The organism is Cellulomonas sp. zg-ZUI22 (assembly GCF_017353535.1).
GTDB classification, from domain to species: domain Bacteria; phylum Actinomycetota; class Actinomycetes; order Actinomycetales; family Cellulomonadaceae; genus Cellulomonas; species Cellulomonas wangleii.
On sequence record NZ_JAFMUZ010000002.1, the window covers coordinates 415,338 to 431,469 of the forward strand.

General features: G+C 73.0%; 14 protein-coding genes and 1 tRNA gene. 8 read left to right on the top strand and 7 right to left on the bottom strand.

Annotated elements, in window-relative coordinates; genetic code table 11:
* Positions 1 to 110 precede the first annotated feature (110 nt).
* Both pyk and J1G43_RS09630 read left to right on the top strand, forming a co-directional pair.
* On the top strand, positions 111 to 1,547 hold the full coding sequence (pyk, locus tag J1G43_RS09625; RefSeq protein ID WP_207342159.1) for a pyruvate kinase: 1,437 nt from the start codon (positions 111 to 113) through the stop codon (positions 1,545 to 1,547).
* A gap of 202 nt (positions 1,548 to 1,749) precedes the next feature.
* Positions 1,750 to 2,766: an RDD family protein gene (locus J1G43_RS09630; protein WP_207370470.1), complete on the top strand. Its 1,017-nt coding sequence runs from the start codon at positions 1,750 to 1,752 to the stop codon at positions 2,764 to 2,766.
* Between the two features lie 19 nt (positions 2,767 to 2,785).
* On the opposite strand, the gene J1G43_RS09635 is transcribed toward J1G43_RS09630, so the two are convergent.
* Positions 2,786 to 3,631 carry a hypothetical protein gene (locus tag J1G43_RS09635; RefSeq protein ID WP_207370469.1) on the bottom strand — a complete coding sequence of 282 codons (846 nt, stop codon included), beginning with the start codon at positions 3,629 to 3,631 and terminating at the stop codon, positions 2,786 to 2,788.
* 150 nt (positions 3,632 to 3,781) lie between these two features.
* On the opposite strand from J1G43_RS09635, the gene J1G43_RS09640 reads away from it, so the two are divergent.
* Positions 3,782 to 4,348, top strand: coding sequence for a cysteine hydrolase family protein (locus tag J1G43_RS09640; RefSeq protein ID WP_207342162.1), 567 nt, complete (start codon positions 3,782 to 3,784; stop codon positions 4,346 to 4,348).
* Positions 4,349 to 4,525: 177 nt separating this feature from the next.
* A complete protein-coding gene (locus J1G43_RS09645; RefSeq protein ID WP_207370468.1) occupies positions 4,526 to 5,035 on the top strand; it encodes a hypothetical protein in 510 nt (169 codons plus the stop codon).
* Between the two features lie 49 nt (positions 5,036 to 5,084).
* Here J1G43_RS09645 and J1G43_RS09650 read toward each other — a convergent pair.
* Positions 5,085 to 5,165 (bottom strand) — tRNA-Leu (locus J1G43_RS09650).
* Between the two features lie 203 nt (positions 5,166 to 5,368).
* Here J1G43_RS09650 and J1G43_RS09655 point away from each other — a divergent pair.
* Positions 5,369 to 6,052: an ANTAR domain-containing response regulator gene (locus J1G43_RS09655; protein WP_372434922.1), complete on the top strand. Its 684-nt coding sequence runs from the start codon at positions 5,369 to 5,371 to the stop codon at positions 6,050 to 6,052.
* A gap of 215 nt (positions 6,053 to 6,267) precedes the next feature.
* Positions 6,268 to 7,557 carry an ABC transporter substrate-binding protein gene (locus J1G43_RS09660; RefSeq protein ID WP_207342164.1) on the top strand — a complete coding sequence of 430 codons (1,290 nt, stop codon included), beginning with the start codon at positions 6,268 to 6,270 and terminating at the stop codon, positions 7,555 to 7,557.
* 221 nt (positions 7,558 to 7,778) lie between these two features.
* Here the strand turns inward: J1G43_RS09660 and J1G43_RS09665 are convergent, their stop codons facing one another.
* The 4 genes from J1G43_RS09665 to J1G43_RS09680 are packed head-to-tail and all read right to left on the bottom strand — an operon-like array spanning position 7,779 to position 11,969.
* A complete protein-coding gene (locus J1G43_RS09665; RefSeq protein WP_207342165.1) occupies positions 7,779 to 8,594 on the bottom strand; it encodes an ABC transporter ATP-binding protein in 816 nt (271 codons plus the stop codon).
* The gene (locus tag J1G43_RS09670; RefSeq protein ID WP_207342166.1) at positions 8,591 to 9,538 is read right to left on the bottom strand and encodes an ABC transporter ATP-binding protein; all 948 of its coding nucleotides are present in this window, start codon (positions 9,536 to 9,538) and stop codon (positions 8,591 to 8,593) included. The genes J1G43_RS09665 and J1G43_RS09670 overlap by 4 nt, the downstream gene beginning before the upstream one ends.
* Positions 9,528 to 10,514, bottom strand: a complete 987-nt coding sequence (locus J1G43_RS09675) for a branched-chain amino acid ABC transporter permease (RefSeq protein WP_207342167.1) — start codon at positions 10,512 to 10,514, stop codon at positions 9,528 to 9,530. The genes J1G43_RS09670 and J1G43_RS09675 overlap by 11 nt, the downstream gene beginning before the upstream one ends.
* Positions 10,515 to 10,526: 12 nt before the next feature.
* The gene (locus tag J1G43_RS09680; protein WP_307859541.1) at positions 10,527 to 11,969 is read right to left on the bottom strand and encodes a branched-chain amino acid ABC transporter permease; all 1,443 of its coding nucleotides are present in this window, start codon (positions 11,967 to 11,969) and stop codon (positions 10,527 to 10,529) included.
* A gap of 467 nt (positions 11,970 to 12,436) precedes the next feature.
* Between J1G43_RS09680 and J1G43_RS09685 the strand changes: the two genes are divergently transcribed.
* Positions 12,437 to 12,973: a GNAT family N-acetyltransferase gene (locus J1G43_RS09685; RefSeq protein ID WP_249670536.1), complete on the top strand. Its 537-nt coding sequence runs from the start codon at positions 12,437 to 12,439 to the stop codon at positions 12,971 to 12,973.
* Here J1G43_RS09685 and J1G43_RS09690 read toward each other — a convergent pair.
* A complete protein-coding gene (locus J1G43_RS09690; protein ID WP_207342169.1) occupies positions 12,889 to 13,293 on the bottom strand; it encodes a PaaI family thioesterase in 405 nt (134 codons plus the stop codon). The genes J1G43_RS09685 and J1G43_RS09690 overlap by 85 nt on opposite strands.
* Between J1G43_RS09690 and polA the strand changes: the two genes are divergently transcribed.
* Entirely contained in the window at positions 13,292 to 16,039 is a 2,748-nt protein-coding gene (gene polA, locus J1G43_RS09695; RefSeq protein ID WP_207342170.1) for a DNA polymerase I, read from the top strand. The genes J1G43_RS09690 and polA overlap by 2 nt on opposite strands.
* Positions 16,040 to 16,132: the final 93 nt, after the last annotated feature.

Here is a 16,132-nt window from a genome sequence, read left to right on the forward strand (position 1 = left end):
CCGTTCCCCCGATCCACCCACCCGCTCCTGGTGGTCGTACCCGCAGGCCGGGCACGACCACCAGGACGTCCGGCCTGCAGCCGGAAACCAGGAAGGCATAGTCTCGAGTCATGCGTAGAGCCAAGATCGTCTGCACCATCGGTCCTGCGACGGAGTCGCCCGAGCAGGTCCAGGCCCTCGTCGACGCCGGCATGGACGTCGCGCGCCTCAACCGCAGCCACGGTGACACCGAGGTGCACAAGCGCGTGTACGACAACGTGCGCGCCGCTGCGAAGGCCTCCGGCCGCTCGGTGGCCGTGCTCGTCGACCTCCAGGGCCCGAAGATCCGCCTCGGCCGTTTCATCGAGGGCAAGCACGACCTCGCGGTCGGCGACGTCTTCACCATCACGACGGACGACGTCGAGGGGACCAAGGAGCGCGTCTCGACGACGTTCAAGGGCCTGCCCGGCGACGTCAAGCCCGGTGACCCGATCCTCATCGACGACGGCAAGGTGCTCGTGCGCGTGACGGCCGTCGAGGGCAACGACGTCGTCACGCGTGTCGAGGTCCCCGGCCCGGTGTCGAACAACAAGGGCCTGAACCTCCCGGGCGTCGCGGTCTCCGTCCCGGCCATGAGCGACAAGGACGAGGAGGACCTGCGCTGGGCCCTCAACGTCGGTGCCGACCTCATCGCGCTGTCGTTCGTGCGCACCGCCGCCGACTACGACGACGTGCGCCGGATCATGGAGGAGGAGGGCCGGGTCGTCCCGGTCGTCGCCAAGATCGAGAAGCCGCAGGCGGTCGAGAACCTCTCGGAGATCGTCCAGGCGTTCGACGGCATCATGGTCGCCCGCGGCGACCTGGGCGTCGAGCTGCCCCTCGAGCAGGTCCCGCTGGTGCAGAAGCGTGCGGTGGAGCTGGCGCGCCGCAACGCCAAGCCGGTGATCGTGGCGACCCAGGTGCTGGAGTCGATGATCACGAGCCCGCGTCCGACGCGCGCCGAGGCGTCCGACTGCGCCAACGCGGTGCTCGACGGCGCCGACGCGGTCATGCTGTCCGGTGAGACCAGCGTGGGCGACTTCCCGATCGAGGCGGTCCGCACCATGGCGCGGATCATCGAGAGCACCGAGGAGCTCGGCCGCGAGCGCATCGCGCCGCTCGGCTCGGTCCCCTCGACCCGCGGTGGTGCGATCACGCGGGCGGCCGCGGAGATCGGCGAGCGCATCGGGGTGAAGTACCTCGTGACGTTCACGCAGTCCGGTGACTCGGCGCGGCGGATGTCGCGCCTGCGCTCGCCCATCCCGCTGCTGGCGTTCACGCCGGTCGAGGACGTGCGCAACCGGCTCTCGCTGTCGTGGGGCGTCCAGACGTACCAGGTGCCCTCCGTCGAGAGCACCGACTCGATGGTGAGCCAGGTGGACCACACCCTGCGCGCCAACGGCCTGGCCGAGGTCGGCGACTACGTCGTCGTCGTCGCCGGGACGCCCGTGGGCGTCGTCGGCTCGACCAACACGGTCGTGGTGCACAAGATCGGTGACGAGGAGACGGTGCGCACGCGCATCGCCTGACGTCGTACGGGCCTGACGGCCGCCGTCTCCCTCCGGGGGGCGGCGGCCGTCGCGCGTCCGGCCGGGTGTCGCCGTGGCGCGGCATCGGACCACCCGCCCGTCGGGCGCACCCGACGGCGGCGTGCCCGCCCGTCAGGGCGAGATCCCGGACCGTCGCGCCGAACCGCAGACACGACGCGCGGCACCCTGGAATGCTCGCGTCATGTCCCTCGACGCTGCCGCACCCGACGTCCGTGCCACGGAGGGCGGGGTCCCGCGCTACGCGCCGTGGTCGCTGCGGGTGGTCGCCGTCCTCCTCGACTCGGCCGTGCTCGGGACCGTCACCTGGCTGGTCGCGCCGACGGCCTCGGCCCCGGAGCTGTGGCCGGGGCTGGGTCCCGACCCGGCCACCGGGTCGGAGGCGTCGACGACCGTGACCTCGTGGACCGTCCTCGCGGTGGTCGTCGGGCTGCTGCTGCTGCAGGGCTGGACGGGCGCGACGGTCGGGAAGCGGGCCGTGGGTCTCGTGGTGGTGCGAGCCGACGACGGACGACCGGCCGGGGTGGTGCGGACGCTGGTCCGCCAGCTCGCGCACGTGCTCGACGCGATCCTGCTGGTGGGGTACCTCCGGCCGTTGTGGGAGGGGCAACGGCGGACGTTCGCCGACTCGGTCACGGGGACCGTGGTGGTGGTGTCGCCCTGGCCGCCCGCGTGGCGGCCGGTGCCGCCGGTGGTCGGCAGGTGGGCGCGCCCCGTCGCGGGCCTGGTGTGCGGCCTGGGTGTCGTCGGGTTGTTCCCCTGGTCCGGAGGGTCGGCCGCCACGCCCGTCGACCAGCCGTGCGAGGTCGTCACGGGACCGGCGGGTGTGACGGCGCACGTCGAGTGGCAGGTCTACCGGTCGTGGGAGACGCGGTTCGGGGTCCGGCGTGAGCTGCCGGGGCCCGACTCGCCGTGGACCGTCACGTGGCGCGTGCCACCGGGGACGTCGTCCGACGAGGTCCGGGTGGACACGACGGTCACGGGGACCGGTGGCGCCACCGAGGGGCGCACCTGGCACGGCGGGACGACGAACACGTATCTCGAGGACGAGCTCACGATCCTCGGGGAGGTTGCCGTCGACCGGTTGCCGGCGGCGTCGGAGGTCCGCGTGGACAGCGAGCTGGTGGTCGACGGGACGCCGGTCGGCACGTGCAGCACGGTCGTGCGACCGGACCCGGTCCCGTCCGGCGCGGCCCCCTGACGGGTGGCGGCACGGTGGCTCAGGGCAGGCCGGGCACGCCGGGCCGGGTGGGCGCGGGGCGCGCGACGTCGACGCCCCAGAGCTCGACGGTCTGCAGCACCCAGTAGCCGGCGAACAACGCGACCAGGCCGGTCTCGAGGACCAGCACGGACTGCGTCCAGGTCGGCACGGTCGCGCGCAGCACCACGACGACGGCGAGCGTCACCAGCGTCGCGGTGGCCAGGAGCGCGTACGCGAGCGCCCACCGGGCGGAGGCTGTCCGCGACGTCGAGGCGTGGCGGAGCATCACCCCGACCACGGCGACGAACAGCAGGACCGCGGCCACGTCGTGCGCGCGGTCGATCACGGTGCCCGGCGCGACGAGGAGGGCGACCGCGAGCACGGCGACGGCCGCCCCGCCGGCCGCACCCACGACCCACGACCGCCGGGGCGGACCGCTGCGCGCAGCCACGACCGCCCGCAGCGTCCAGCCGATCGCACCGGCCACGACGAGGGCGGTGAGCCCGGTCCGTGCGTCGGCGAGCATCGCGGGGACCTCGACCGGCGCCGGCCCGTCACAGCCTGGCCCCGGTTCGGTGGGCGTCAGCGCGACGACGAACGCGAGGAGTCCCGCCACGTCGAGCAGGGCGTCCTCGACGTCGTCGGCGCCGGTGTACACCACGAGGACCGCACCCACCGCGCACAGCGCCCCGACGAAGGCGTCGTGCGCCCCGGTCCAGTAGTAGGCGCTCAACGAGTCGAGCCAGCAGCCGGCGCGCACGGACTCGCTGACGACGGCCGTGACGAGCAGCGCCGGCAGCACCACGACGGCGAGGCGCAGGCTCCGGTACGTCGAGCGCACGGCACGGCGCTCCACGTCGGACATCGCCCCTGGCTGCACGCCGTACCTCCCGGCCACACCCTGCCACCCGCCGTCCCCGTCCGCCCGGGGGTCAGTGCCGCCGGTCCTGTCGGTGGGCGGGCGTAGCGTCGCCGGCGTCGGGCACGGGGCCCGTCACGGAAGCAGGAGGACGCCATGACCACGCTGCAGAACCGCCCCCGGTCCGCGCTGCTCGTCATCGACACGCAGAACGGTGTCCTCGCGGGCGCCCACGACCGTGACGGCGTCCTGGGCAGGATCGCCGGCCTCGTCGAGCGGTCGCGCGCCGAGGGCGCCGACGTGCTCTGGGTCCAGCACAGCAGCGACGAGCTGCCCCTGGGCTCGGACGCGTGGCAGATCGTCCCCGAGCTCACCGTCGGCGAGGGCGAGCCGGTGGTGCGCAAGCTGTACGGCGACGCGTTCGAGGCCACCGAGCTGGAGGACCTGCTCGCCGCCCGCGGGGTGGGGCGGATCGTCGTCGCCGGGGCGCAGACCGACGCCTGCATCCGCTCGACAGCCCACGGCGCGTTCACGCGCGGGTACGACGTCACGCTGGTGTCCGACGCCCACACGACCGAGGACCTCACGCCGTGGGGCGCACCCCCGCCCGCCGAGGTGATCGCCCACACGAACCTGTACTGGGGCTTCGAGGCGGCTCCCGGCCGGACAGCCGGGACCGCGACGGCGTCCGAGGTCTCGCTGAGCGGGAGCGGTCCCGCCTGACGACGGGCGGGCTGTCCGGCGGGGGCTCCCGACGGCGGAGGCCGACGCCGCACCGGACGCGCCCCGTGGCCGGACCACCCGGTCCGGTGATCAACCCCACCTTCCTGGCGACCGATGACACGACGGGCCCCCGCCCGGGCGCGGCCCTTCGCGTTCGCCGGCGCCAGGAGGAGACCCGTGTCGCACGACCCCAGCGCGTCGGTGCCCGACCCGACGACCGCACCACCCGACGCCGTGCTGAGCCCCGACGGCACGCAGTGGTACGACTCGCGGTCGGCGTCATGGGTCCCGGTCCCGGTGCCCGGACCCGCGCCCCGGGACCTCAAGCCCCTCCTGGTCCCGGCAGGGCTGGCTCTCGCAGCCGGGCTCTGCTTCTGGCTCCCGGCCCTGGTGGCGGGGGACCAGCGGCTCGCCGACGCGCACGACAGGTGCGGTGCCGGTGTGCTGGGCGACGGCGGCCGCAGCCTGCGGCTGGACGGCCGGGGTGCACTGACGCACAGCGGGGAGGTCACCGAGGACGACATGCGGTGTGTGGCGCTCGGCGTGGAGCTGCCCGACCGGACGTGGACCGCGATGCTGGGGACGACGCCCGAGCAGGGCCGACAGGTCGAGTCCTGGGACGGCATCGAGGCGTCCTGGACCCACGACCCCGACCTCGGGCTCGACGTCGTGCTGGAGCTGGAGTGACGCGGGGGCGTGGCGAGCAGCGCGCCGACGCGCCACCGCACGTGACGGGTGCCCCCGGAGGGACTCGAACCCTCACGCCTTGCGGCACTCGGGTTTGAGCCGAGCGCGTCTGCCATTCCGCCACAGGGGCCAGCGGCGCCCAATGTACCGGGCGAGCGGCCCTGCCCGCGGCCCGGTTCGCACGCGCCCGCGCGCCGTCCTGCGTACCCCCGCGTCGGAGGTGGATGTCGCGGCAGGTCGTCGTGGGCCCGCAGGACCCCGTGCGACACCACGTGACGGCGGCCACGGGCGGCTTCGCGCCACCACCGCCGGTCGGCGCACTACGCTGTGCTCGTGACCAAGGACGACAGCACCGAGCCCACGCAGGACGCGCCCCAGGCCGCGGACCTGTCCGCCGCCCAGGCCGCGCCGCGCGCGGCGACGTCCGCCTCGCGCCCGGCACGGCGCGCCGTGGTCGCCGAGGACGAGGCGCTCATCCGCATGGACGTCGTCGAGACGCTCACGGAGGCGGGGTTCGACGTCGTCGGGGAGGCCGGTGACGGCGAGCGCGCGGTCGAGCTCGCCACCGAGCTCAAGCCCGACGTCGTGGTCATGGACGTCAAGATGCCCGTGCTCGACGGCATCTCCGCGGCCGAGCGCATCGGCAAGGCGCACCTCGCGCCCGTCGTGCTGCTCACGGCGTTCTCGCAGACCGAGCTGGTCGAGCGGGCGCGGGACGCCGGGGCGATGGCCTACGTCGTCAAGCCGTTCAGCCCGGCCGACCTGCTGCCCGCGGTCGAGATCGCGATCTCCCGCTACGCCCAGATCACGGCGCTGGAGTCCGAGGTGGCCGACCTCGCCGAGCGCTTCGAGACCCGCAAGCGCGTGGACCGGGCCAAGGGCCTGCTGATGACGAAGATGGGGCTGACCGAGCCCGAGTCGTTCCGGTGGATCCAGAAGACGTCGATGGACCGCCGTCTGACGATGCGTGAGGTCGCCGACGCCGTCATCGAGCAGGTCGGCGGCGCCGCCTCCTGACCCTGCCCGACCCCTTCCGCAACCGGACCGCGAGCCCGGTCGACGCCTCGGCGCCGACCGGGCTCGCGGCGTTCTTGGTCACAAGTGCACAACGACATCCGGGCGAGACATTGCCATTCACATGTCGGACACAAACGATGAGTACGTTCTCGCCACATTCGCCGGGTCCGTACGGGCCCAGGCCGGAGCAGTGCTCACAGAGGGGTACCACACGCATGATTCGTTCGACACGTGCAGGACGCACGCTGGCGGTCGCGGGCGTGCTCGCGCTCGCGCTGACCGCCTGCGCCGGAGGGTCCGACTCCGCTGACGAGCCGACGGACGGCGACGCCGGCGGCGGGAGCGGTGAGCCGCTGGTGATCGGCACCATCCTCCCCGTCACCGGGTCGCTCGCCCAGCTCGGCCCGCCCGAGATCGCCGGCGTGGACCTCGCGGTCAAGGAGATCAACGGCGCCGGTGGCCTCTTCGGCGCGGACGTCGAGGTGAAGCACACGGACTCGTCGGACGCGAAGAACGCGTCCGTGGCGACGGCCTCCGCCCAGGAGCTCATCTCCGGGGGCGTCTCGGCCATCATCGGTGCCGCGTCGTCCTCCGTGACCCTCAACATCGTCGACGACATCACCGGCGCCGGCATCGTCCAGGTCTCGCCGGCCAACACCGCGACGGACCTGTCCGGGTACAACGACTTCTACTTCCGCACCGCGCCGCCGGACAGCGTCCAGGGCGACGTCCTGGGCAACCTGATCGTCAGCGACGGTGCCAGCAACGTCGGCATCCTCGTCTTCAACGACTCCTACGGCACGTCGCTGCGCGACGTCGTCGAGGGCGTCGTCACCGACGCGGGCGGCTCCGTCGTCTACGGCACGTCGGGCCAGGAGTTCGACCCGGACGAGACGAACTTCGCCACCATCGTCGCCGACGCCATCGCCGCGTCGCCCGACGCGATCGCGATCCTGTCGTTCACGGACCAGACCCCGGCGATCGTGCGCGAGCTCGTCGCCCAGGGCTGGGACATGAGCAAGACGTACTTCGTCGACGGGAACCTGCAGAACTTCGGGACCGAGGGTGACGTCGGCTTCCCCGCGGGGACCCTCGAGAACGCTCAGGGCACGCTGCCCGGCGCGTACCCGTCGGAGGAGTTCCAGGGGCGTCTGCTGGAGATCGACCCGGAGCTGAAGGACTTCTCCTACGGCCCCGAGTCGTACGACGCGACCATGCTCGTCGCCCTCGCGGCCCTCAAGGGCGGTGCGTCGGACGGTGAGACCATCCAGGCCAACATGACGGCGGTCTCGGGCGCCGACGGCGGCACCGAGTGCACCGGCTGGGAGGAGTGCTCCCAGCTGATCGAGGACGGCGAGGAGATCGCCTACCAGGCGGCCTCGGGCGTCGGTCCGTTCAACGAGTCCAACGACCCGTCGTCGGCCTTCATCGGCATCTACCAGTTCGGCCCGGAGAACACCTACACGTTCAGCCGCTCCGAGGAGGGCGAGGTCCCCTCGAGCTGACGGGACGCCTCACGGACGCACGACGGCCCCCGGAGCTGCGGCTCCGGGGGCCGTCGCGCGCCCGGACCGCGTCGAGCGGGGACGAGCCGGCGTCGCACCGCGCGCGGCTCGCGTCGAGCGGGCACGAGCCGGCGTCGCACCGCGCCGCGGCACCACGACGTCCCTGACGGCCCGACCGGTCGCCGGCCCACCGAGGACGCGCCTGCCAGCGGGTGCGGCGGTCAGGCCCCGGACTCGCGCGTCTCCCGCTCGACGGCACGCGCGGCGTCCACGTCCGTCGCGAGGGTCCCCAGGTACAGCTCGATGACCTTCGGGTCGTGCATGAGCTCGCGGCCGGGCCCCGAGTAGGCGTTGCGGCCCTGGTCCAGCACGTACGCCCGGTCGCAGATCTGCAGCGCGCGGCGTGCGTTCTGCTCGACGATCACGACCGACACCCCGGCCTTGTTGATGCGCCGCGTGCGCAGGAACGCCTCGTCCTGCCGCACGGGGGACAGGCCCGCGGAGGGCTCGTCCAGCAGGAGCACCGACGGCTCGGGCATGAGGGCGCGCGCCATGGCGACCATCTGCCGCTCGCCGCCGGACAGGGCGCCCGCCCGCTGCTTGCGCCGGTGCGTCAGCTCCGGGAACAGGTCGAGGACCACCTCGAGCCGCTCGGAGAACTTCTGGGGCGCCTGGTACACGCCCATCTGCAGGTTCTCCTCGATGGTCAGGCTGGGGAACACGTTGTTGGTCTGCGGGACGAAGCCGACACCGCGGCCCACCAGTGCGTCGGCGCGCAGGTTGGTGATGTCCTCGCCCTTGAGGGTCAGCCCGCCCTCGCGGATGCTCACCAGACCGAACAGCGCCTTGAGCAGCGTCGACTTCCCGGCCCCGTTGGGCCCGATGATGCCGACGAGCTCCCCGGGGTGCAGGACGAGCGAGCACTCCTGGAGGATGTTCACCCCGGGCAGGTAGCCGGCGACGAGCCGGTCCGCGTGCAGGAGCGGCTCACCCTCGGGGGCGCCGCGGTGCAGCGCCGGTGCGGCGGTCTCGGTCACGGTGCCTTCTCCTCGGGGGACGTGGTGACCTCGGCGGCCGCCTCGGCGTCGGCCTCGGCGTCGATCACGCTGCCCTCGTCGAGCAGGGTGTCGTCACCGAGGTCCATGTCGTGGTGGGCGCCGAGGTACGCGTCGATGACGGCCTGGTCGGCCATGACCTCCGAGGGCGGACCCTCCGCCACGACCTGGCCCTGCGCCATCACCACGACCCAGTCGGAGATGTGCCGCACCATGTGCATGTCGTGCTCGACGAACAGCACGGTCGTCCCCGTGTCACGCAGGTCGGTGATGTGGCCGAGCAGCGACTGGGTCAGCGCCGGGTTCACGCCCGCCATGGGCTCGTCGAGCATGACGAGCGTCGGGTCGGACATGAGCGCCCTGGCCATCTCGAGCAGCTTGCGCTGCCCACCGGACAGGGACCCGGCGAAGTCGTCCTTCTTGGCGTCGAGCTTGAAGCGCTCCAGCAGGGTCATCGCCTTGTCGGTGATCTCCCGCTCGCGGGGCGCCCACAGCGGCTTGACGAGGGCTGTGAACAGACCCTCGCCGGGCTGCGACCGCGCGCCGAGGCGCATGTTGTCCAGCACCGTCATGCGCGCCAGCGCCTTGGTCAGCTGGAACGTGCGCACCATGCCCGTCTTCGCGACCCGGGACGCGGCCACCCCGGCCAGGGGGGTGCCGTCGAAGTCCCAGCGGCCCGCGTCGGGCTTGTCGAAACCGGTCATGAGGTTGAAGAACGTGGTCTTGCCGGCGCCGTTCGGTCCGATGAGGGCCGTGATGACGTGCCGCTGGACCTCGAGGTGCTCGACGTCGACGGCGTTCACGCCACCGAAGCTGCGTCGCACGCCGTCGGCGACGAGCATCGCGTCGGCCTTCGGGGCGCCGGGGACGCGGGGGACGGGGGCGAGGTCGCGCCTCGCCTGCTGGACGACCTCGTCAACGGGCATTGATCGCCAGCTCCTTCTTGTCGCCCAGGATGCCCTGGGGTCGGAAGACGATGAGCGCCATCAGCGTCAGTCCGACGAGGACCCAGCCGATCTGCTCGATCTGCTGCACCGAGAGCGTGTCGGGGGGGATGACGCCCCGCAGGAACCCCCGCACGAAGACGAGCGACGCCCAGAACAGCAACGAGCCCAGCACGGGTCCCAGGACGGTGGCAGCGCCTCCCAGCAGCAGGATGGTCCAGGTGTTGAAGGTCACCGGGCGTCCCAGGGAGTCGGCCTGCACCGAGCTGGCCAGGACGAACACCACACCGCCCAGCGCACCGAAGACCCCGCCGAGCACCAGCGCCTGCAGCTTGTAGCCGTAGACGTTCTTGCCCAGTGCCCGCACCGCGTCCTCGTCCTCACGGATGCCCTTGAGCACGCGGCCCCACGGGCTGCGCACGAGACGCCACACGAGCAGGCACGCCAGCAGGACCAGGCCCCAGCCGACGATGCGCAGCCACCAGGAGTTGGACGTGTTCGTCGCCAGCGTGATCGGGCCGAGCGTCCATCGCGCGTCGGGGAACGGTGACGCGTCCTGGAACGCCGCCTTGAAGGAGTTGCCGGTCAGTCCCTCCGCGCCACCCGTCAGCTCGGTGAGCGCGGTCGACCGCCCGATCATGCGGACGATCTCGGCCGCCGCGATGGTGACGATGGCCAGGTAGTCGCCCCGCAGCTTGAGGGTGGGCAGCCCCAGGAGCAGGGCGAACAGGACCGCCGCCACGATCGCGACGAGGAACGCCAGCCACACCGGCGCGCCCTGGATGGTGGAGATGGCGAAGCCGTAGGCCCCGAGCAGCATGAACCCGGCCTGACCCATGTTGATGAGGCCGGTGAGCCCGAAGTGGATGTTCAGCCCGATCGCGGCGAGCGCGTACGCGATCGCCGTCGGGCCGAGCATCTCGGTGAGGACGTTGGTGGCCAGTTGTCCGAAGTCCATGGCGATCTCCCGCTAGCCGATGCGCTCGGCGCGCCCGAGGATGCCCTGCGGTCGCACCAGCAGGACGAGGATGAGGATGACGAGCGCGCTCGCGTAGCGCATGTCGTTGGGCAGGACGATCGTCGACAGCTCCACCACGAGCCCGATGACCAGGGCCCCGATGACGGCGCCGAGCGGTGAGCCCAGCCCGCCGAGCGTGATGGCTGCGAACATCAGCAGCAGGAGGGTCGAGCCGAAGTTGAAACGGGTCGTGTTGAGGTAGAGCGACAGCAGCACCCCGCCCAGCGAGGCGAGCGCGGCCGAGACCACCCACACCCGGCTGATGACGGACTCCACCCTGATGCCCGTCGCCGCAGCGAGTGCGGGGTTGTCCGACACCGCCCTCGTCGCGCGTCCCATCCGGGTGCGGGCCAGGACGAAGGCGACCAGGGTGAGCACCACGACGGCGATGCCGACCGACACCAGCGACTGCGCGGAGATCTGCACCGGGCCGAGCTGCATGCGCTGGGAGATGGCCGACACGACGGGCTTGGGCTGCGCGCTGAAGAAGAAGAGGTACGCGGAGACCAGCGCGAGCGACAGACCGATCGTGACGATCATCTGCTGCGTGATCCCGACGCCGCGCCGTCGCAGCGGGCGGAACAGGAACCGGTTGAGGAACCAGCCCAGGAGCGCGCCGGCGGCGGTGGCCAGGACGATGGCCAGCCACAGCGGCAGGTGCGCGCGCTGCACGGCGAGGAACGCGACCATGCCGCCGAGGGTCACCAGCTCACCGTGCGCGAAGTTCGACAGCCCCGTGGTGCCGTAGATGAGGTTGGCGCCGAGCGCCGCGAGCGCCAGCAGCAGGCCGAACACGGTCCCGGCCAGCAGGAGCTGGGCGTAGCGGTTCGTGCCGGGCGCGGCGGACGCCTCCGCGCTCGACTCGGCCTCGGCTCCCGCCTCGGCGTCGCCGGCCGCCGCGTCGGCGTCCTCCGGCGTCGCCGTCGCACCGGCGTCGTCCGTCGGCGTCGCCTCGGCGCCGGCCTCGGCCCCGGGCGACAGCAGCTGCACGATCCGTCCGGCGGCACGTCCGAGCGCGACCGTGACGGTCGCGGGGTTGGCCGCCGGGTCCTTCAGCGTCGTGCCCGCCGGCAGGGTCGCCTCGTCCACCGTGACCGTGTAGTCGCCGGCGGCCGTGAGCGCGACCGACGCCTTCCCGGCGTCGTCCGTGGTCGCCTGGACCGGCTCGCCCTCGCCCTCCACGGTCAGGCCGACACCCGCCGCGGGTCCGGTGCCGGGCACCGTCACGGTCACGTTGAGGCACGCCGTGGCGTCGTCGGGACTGCAGGGGGCGGTCGCCGCGTGCGCCGGTCCGACGACGACGAGCGTCGACAGGGCGGTGAGGAGTGCCAGCAGCAGGCCGGCGGCTCCTCGACGCAGGGCGACGGATCGGTCCCGGCACGCGACTGCTCGCACGTCTGACCTCCGTCCTGGTGGGTCGGGCGCTGACGCCTCGGCGCCGCACGGTGGGATGGGCCCTCGCCCACGGTCAGCAGACGATAGGCAGGGATTGTGTCCTGTTCATTACGTATGCGCGAGGGTTGCCTACCGATCGGTAGTGAATCGCGACCGATCGGCGCGGCCGCGGCGGCCGGTCCCGGTGCTTTCGTCCCGGTTCACCGGGCTGGGGTGGATGCTCCCCCTAGGCAGACGTCGTCCGGTGGGCCATGATCGGTGCAGGGCGCACGGGCCGGGGGACGGTGCGCCAGGAGTCACGACCTCGTCCCGGGAGGCCCGCAGTGCGGCCAGGTGTACACGTCCGACCCGCCTCGTCGACGGACATCGAGGATCTCGTCGATCTCTGCCTGCAGGCGCGGAACGAGTCGGGTCTCGGTCGCCAGCTCTGCTCCGACGACCGCGAGCGCCTGAGCGCGCACCTCTCCGTGCTCGGTTCGGTGCAGGACGGGGTCGTGCTGGTCGCGACGTGCGACGGCGAGCCCGCGGGCATGGCCCTGTGCCGGCTGCTGGGGCCCGGGCTGCTGTCCGACGCGACGGTCCTCAGCCTGGACGCCGTGTACGTCCGGCCGCAGTCCCGCCGCCGGGGCCTGGGCCACGCGATGCTCCAGGCGGCCGCGGAGGTCGCCGAGGCGGCGGGTGCGACCGACGTCTACGCGGCGCCGCTGCCGGGGTCGCGCGGCATGCAACGCTTCCTGGCCCGGCTCGGGTTCGCCCCCGCGGCCGCGCACCGCGTCGTCAGCACCCCCGCCCTGCAGCGACGGCTCGCGCAGGACGTGCCGGTGACGGCCCGCCGGCCGGCGTCCCGGGGGCTCGAGGACCTCATCGAGCGGCGGCGACGGGCCCGCGCCCGTGCGGCCGGGGACGACGAGCGAGCCCGTCAGGCCGGGGCGTCGATGAGCATGCAGGTCAGGCGTGCGGTGCAGAGCCGCCGACCCTCGTCGTCCTCCACGACGACCTCGTAGGTCGCCAGCGACCGGCCGCGGTGCAGGGCGCGCGCGGTGCCGACGACCGTGCCGGCGCGCGCGGAGCGGTGGTGCGTGGCGTTGAGCTCGATGCCGACCGCCGCGCGACCCGCCCCGGCGTGGGCCGTCGCGGCCAGCGAGCCGAGGGTCTCGGCCAACGTCGCCGACGCACCCCCGTGCAGCAGGCCGTAGGGCTGGGTGTTGCCGCTGACCGGCATGGTGCCGGTCGCGCCGTCCGCGTCGACGTGCGTGATCTCGATGCCCATGCGGTGCAGGAGGGTGTCGACGGTCGGCGGGAGGGTGAAGGGGGTGTCGGACATGGCAGATAGGTTGGCACCCGTGAGTGCCGACCAGCCAACGACCCCCGGTTCGACGACCCCGCGACTGCTCCTCATCGACGGCCACTCGATGGCGTACCGCGCGTTCTACGCGCTGCCGGTGGAGAACTTCGCGACCTCGACGGGTCAGCCGACGAACGCCGTGTTCGGGTTCACCTCGATGCTCGCCAACCTGCTGCGGGACGAGGAGCCGACGCACGTGGCGGTCGCGTTCGACGCCGGCCGGACGACGTTCCGCACCGAGCGGCTGGAGTCGTACAAGGGCAACCGCGCCGCCACGCCCGAGCCGTTCCGCGGTCAGGTCGACATCATCAAGGACCTCCTGGCGACCATGCACGTGCAGGTCCTGGAGAAGCCGGGGTTCGAGGCGGACGACATCCTCGCCACGCTGACCGCGCGGGCCCGCGACCAGGGCATGCACGTGGCGATCTGCTCGGGCGACCGCGACTCGTTCCAGCTGGTGGGCCCGACCGTCACCGTGCTGTACCCGGTGCGCGGGGTGTCCGAGATGGCGCGCATGACGCCGGAGGCGGTCGAGGCGAAGTACGGGGTGCCGCCCGCGCGGTACCCGGACCTGGCGGCGCTCGTCGGGGAGACCAGCGACAACCTGCCGGGCGTCCCGGGCGTCGGCCCCAAGACCGCGGCCAAGTGGATCGGCCTTTACGACGGGCTGGCGGGCGTGCTGGCCAACGCCGAGCGCATCACCGGCAAGGCCGGGGAGTCGCTGCGGGCGAACCTCGAGCAGGTCGCGCTCAACCGTGAGCTCAACCACCTGCTCGACGACCTCGAGCTGCCGGTCGGCCCCGAGGACCTCGCCGTCCGCCCGTGGGACCGGGCCGCGCTGCACGAGATCCTCGACGGCCTGGAGTTCCGGACGCTGCGCGACCGGCTGTTCGCGATGCTGCCCGACGACACCCGTGACGAGCGCGTCGCCACGGCCGCGGCGCTCGATCTGGTCGAGACCGGCGTCGGCGGCCTGGGCGCCTGGCTCGACGCGCGTGCCGACGACGTCCTGGGGCTCGACGTCCGGGGGACCGGTGCCCCGGCGCGGGGTGACGCCTGGGGCGTGGCGATCGCCGACGGCGACGGTCAGGCCGTCGCCTACGACCTCACGGCGATCGACCCCGTGGACGACGCCGCGCTCGCGGCCTGGTTGGCGGACCCGTCGCGGCGCAAGGCCCTGCACGCCGCGAAGGAGGCCTGGCACGCGCTGGAGGGGCGTGGCCTGCCGCTGCGCGGTGTCACCTTCGACACCGAGCTCGCGGCGTACCTGTGCCAGCCGGACCGCCGCGCGTACGACCTGTCGGACCTCGCGATCGGCTACCTGCACCGCGAGCTGGTCGCAGCGGACGACTCCTCGGCCGGCCAGGGGGCGCTCGACCTGGAGGTGGACGGGGCTGACGAGGGGCGTCGGGCGGCCGTCCGCGCCGCCGCCGTGCGCGACCTCGTCGACGTGCTCGGGGGCGAGGTCGCCGACCGGGGCGCAGGGATGCTCCTGTCCGACATCGAGCTGCCGCTGCAGGACGTGCTGGCCCGCATGGAGCGCACCGGGATCGCGGTGGACCGCGAGGACCTGGCGTCGCTGGAGCGGGAGTTCGACGCGCAGGTGCAGGACGCGGCGGCGGAGGCCTACGCCGTCATCGGGCGCGAGGTGAACCTCGGGTCGCCCAAGCAGCTCCAGGAGGTGCTGTTCGACCAGCTGGGGATGCCGAAGACCAAGCGGATCAAGACCGGTTGGACGACCGACGCGGCGTCACTCACCGACCTGTTCGCCCGCACGGGGCACCCGTTCCTCGAGCACCTGCTCGCGCACCGTGACGCCATCCGGCTGCGCCAGACGGTCGAGGGGCTGCTGCGCTCGGTCGGTGACGACGGTCGCATCCACACGACGTTCCAGCAGACCATCGCCGCCACCGGACGCCTGTCCTCGGCGGACCCCAACCTGCAGAACATCCCCATCCGGACCGACGCCGGGCGTCAGATCCGGCGCACGTTCGTCGTCGGACCGGGGTACGACACGCTGCTGACGGCCGACTACTCGCAGATCGAGATGCGCATCATGGCGCACCTGTCCGGCGACGAGGGGCTCATCGAGGCCTTCCGCTCGGGTGAGGACCTGCACAGCTACGTCGGCTCCCGCGTCTTCGGCGTGCCCACGGACGAGGTCACGCCCGCGATGCGCTCGAAGATCAAGGCCATGAGCTACGGGCTGGCGTACGGGCTGTCGTCCTACGGGCTGTCCCAGCAGCTGTCGATCGAGGTGTCCGAGGCGTCCGCGCTCATGGCCGACTACTTCGAGCGGTTCGGCGGGGTGCGCGACTACCTGACCAGCGTCGTGGACCGGGCCCGGGCGACCGGGTACACCGCGACGGTGCTGGGCCGCCGCCGCTACCTGCCGGACCTCACGAGCGACAACCGGCAGCGCCGCGAGACGGCCGAGCGGATGGCGCTCAACGCGCCGATCCAGGGCAGCGCGGCCGACCTCATCAAGGTCGCGATGCTGGGGGTGGACGGCGAGCTCACGCGGCGCGGGCTGCGTTCGCGGCTGCTCCTGCAGGTGCACGACGAGCTGGTGCTCGAGGTCGCCGCGGGCGAGCGCGACGAGGTGGAGGCGCTGGTGCGCGACCAGATGGGCCGCGCCGGCGACGGCCTGCCCGACGGGCCCCTGGACGTCCCCCTCGACGTCTCGGTCGGCGTCGGGGCCAGCTGGCACGCCGCCGGGCACTGACCGCAGGCGCCCCGGGCGGGCCCGCGATGTCACCGGTCCGTGTGACCCTCGTCGCGGTCCGCGACACGCGGACGAAGTTTCGTGCCCCGATGT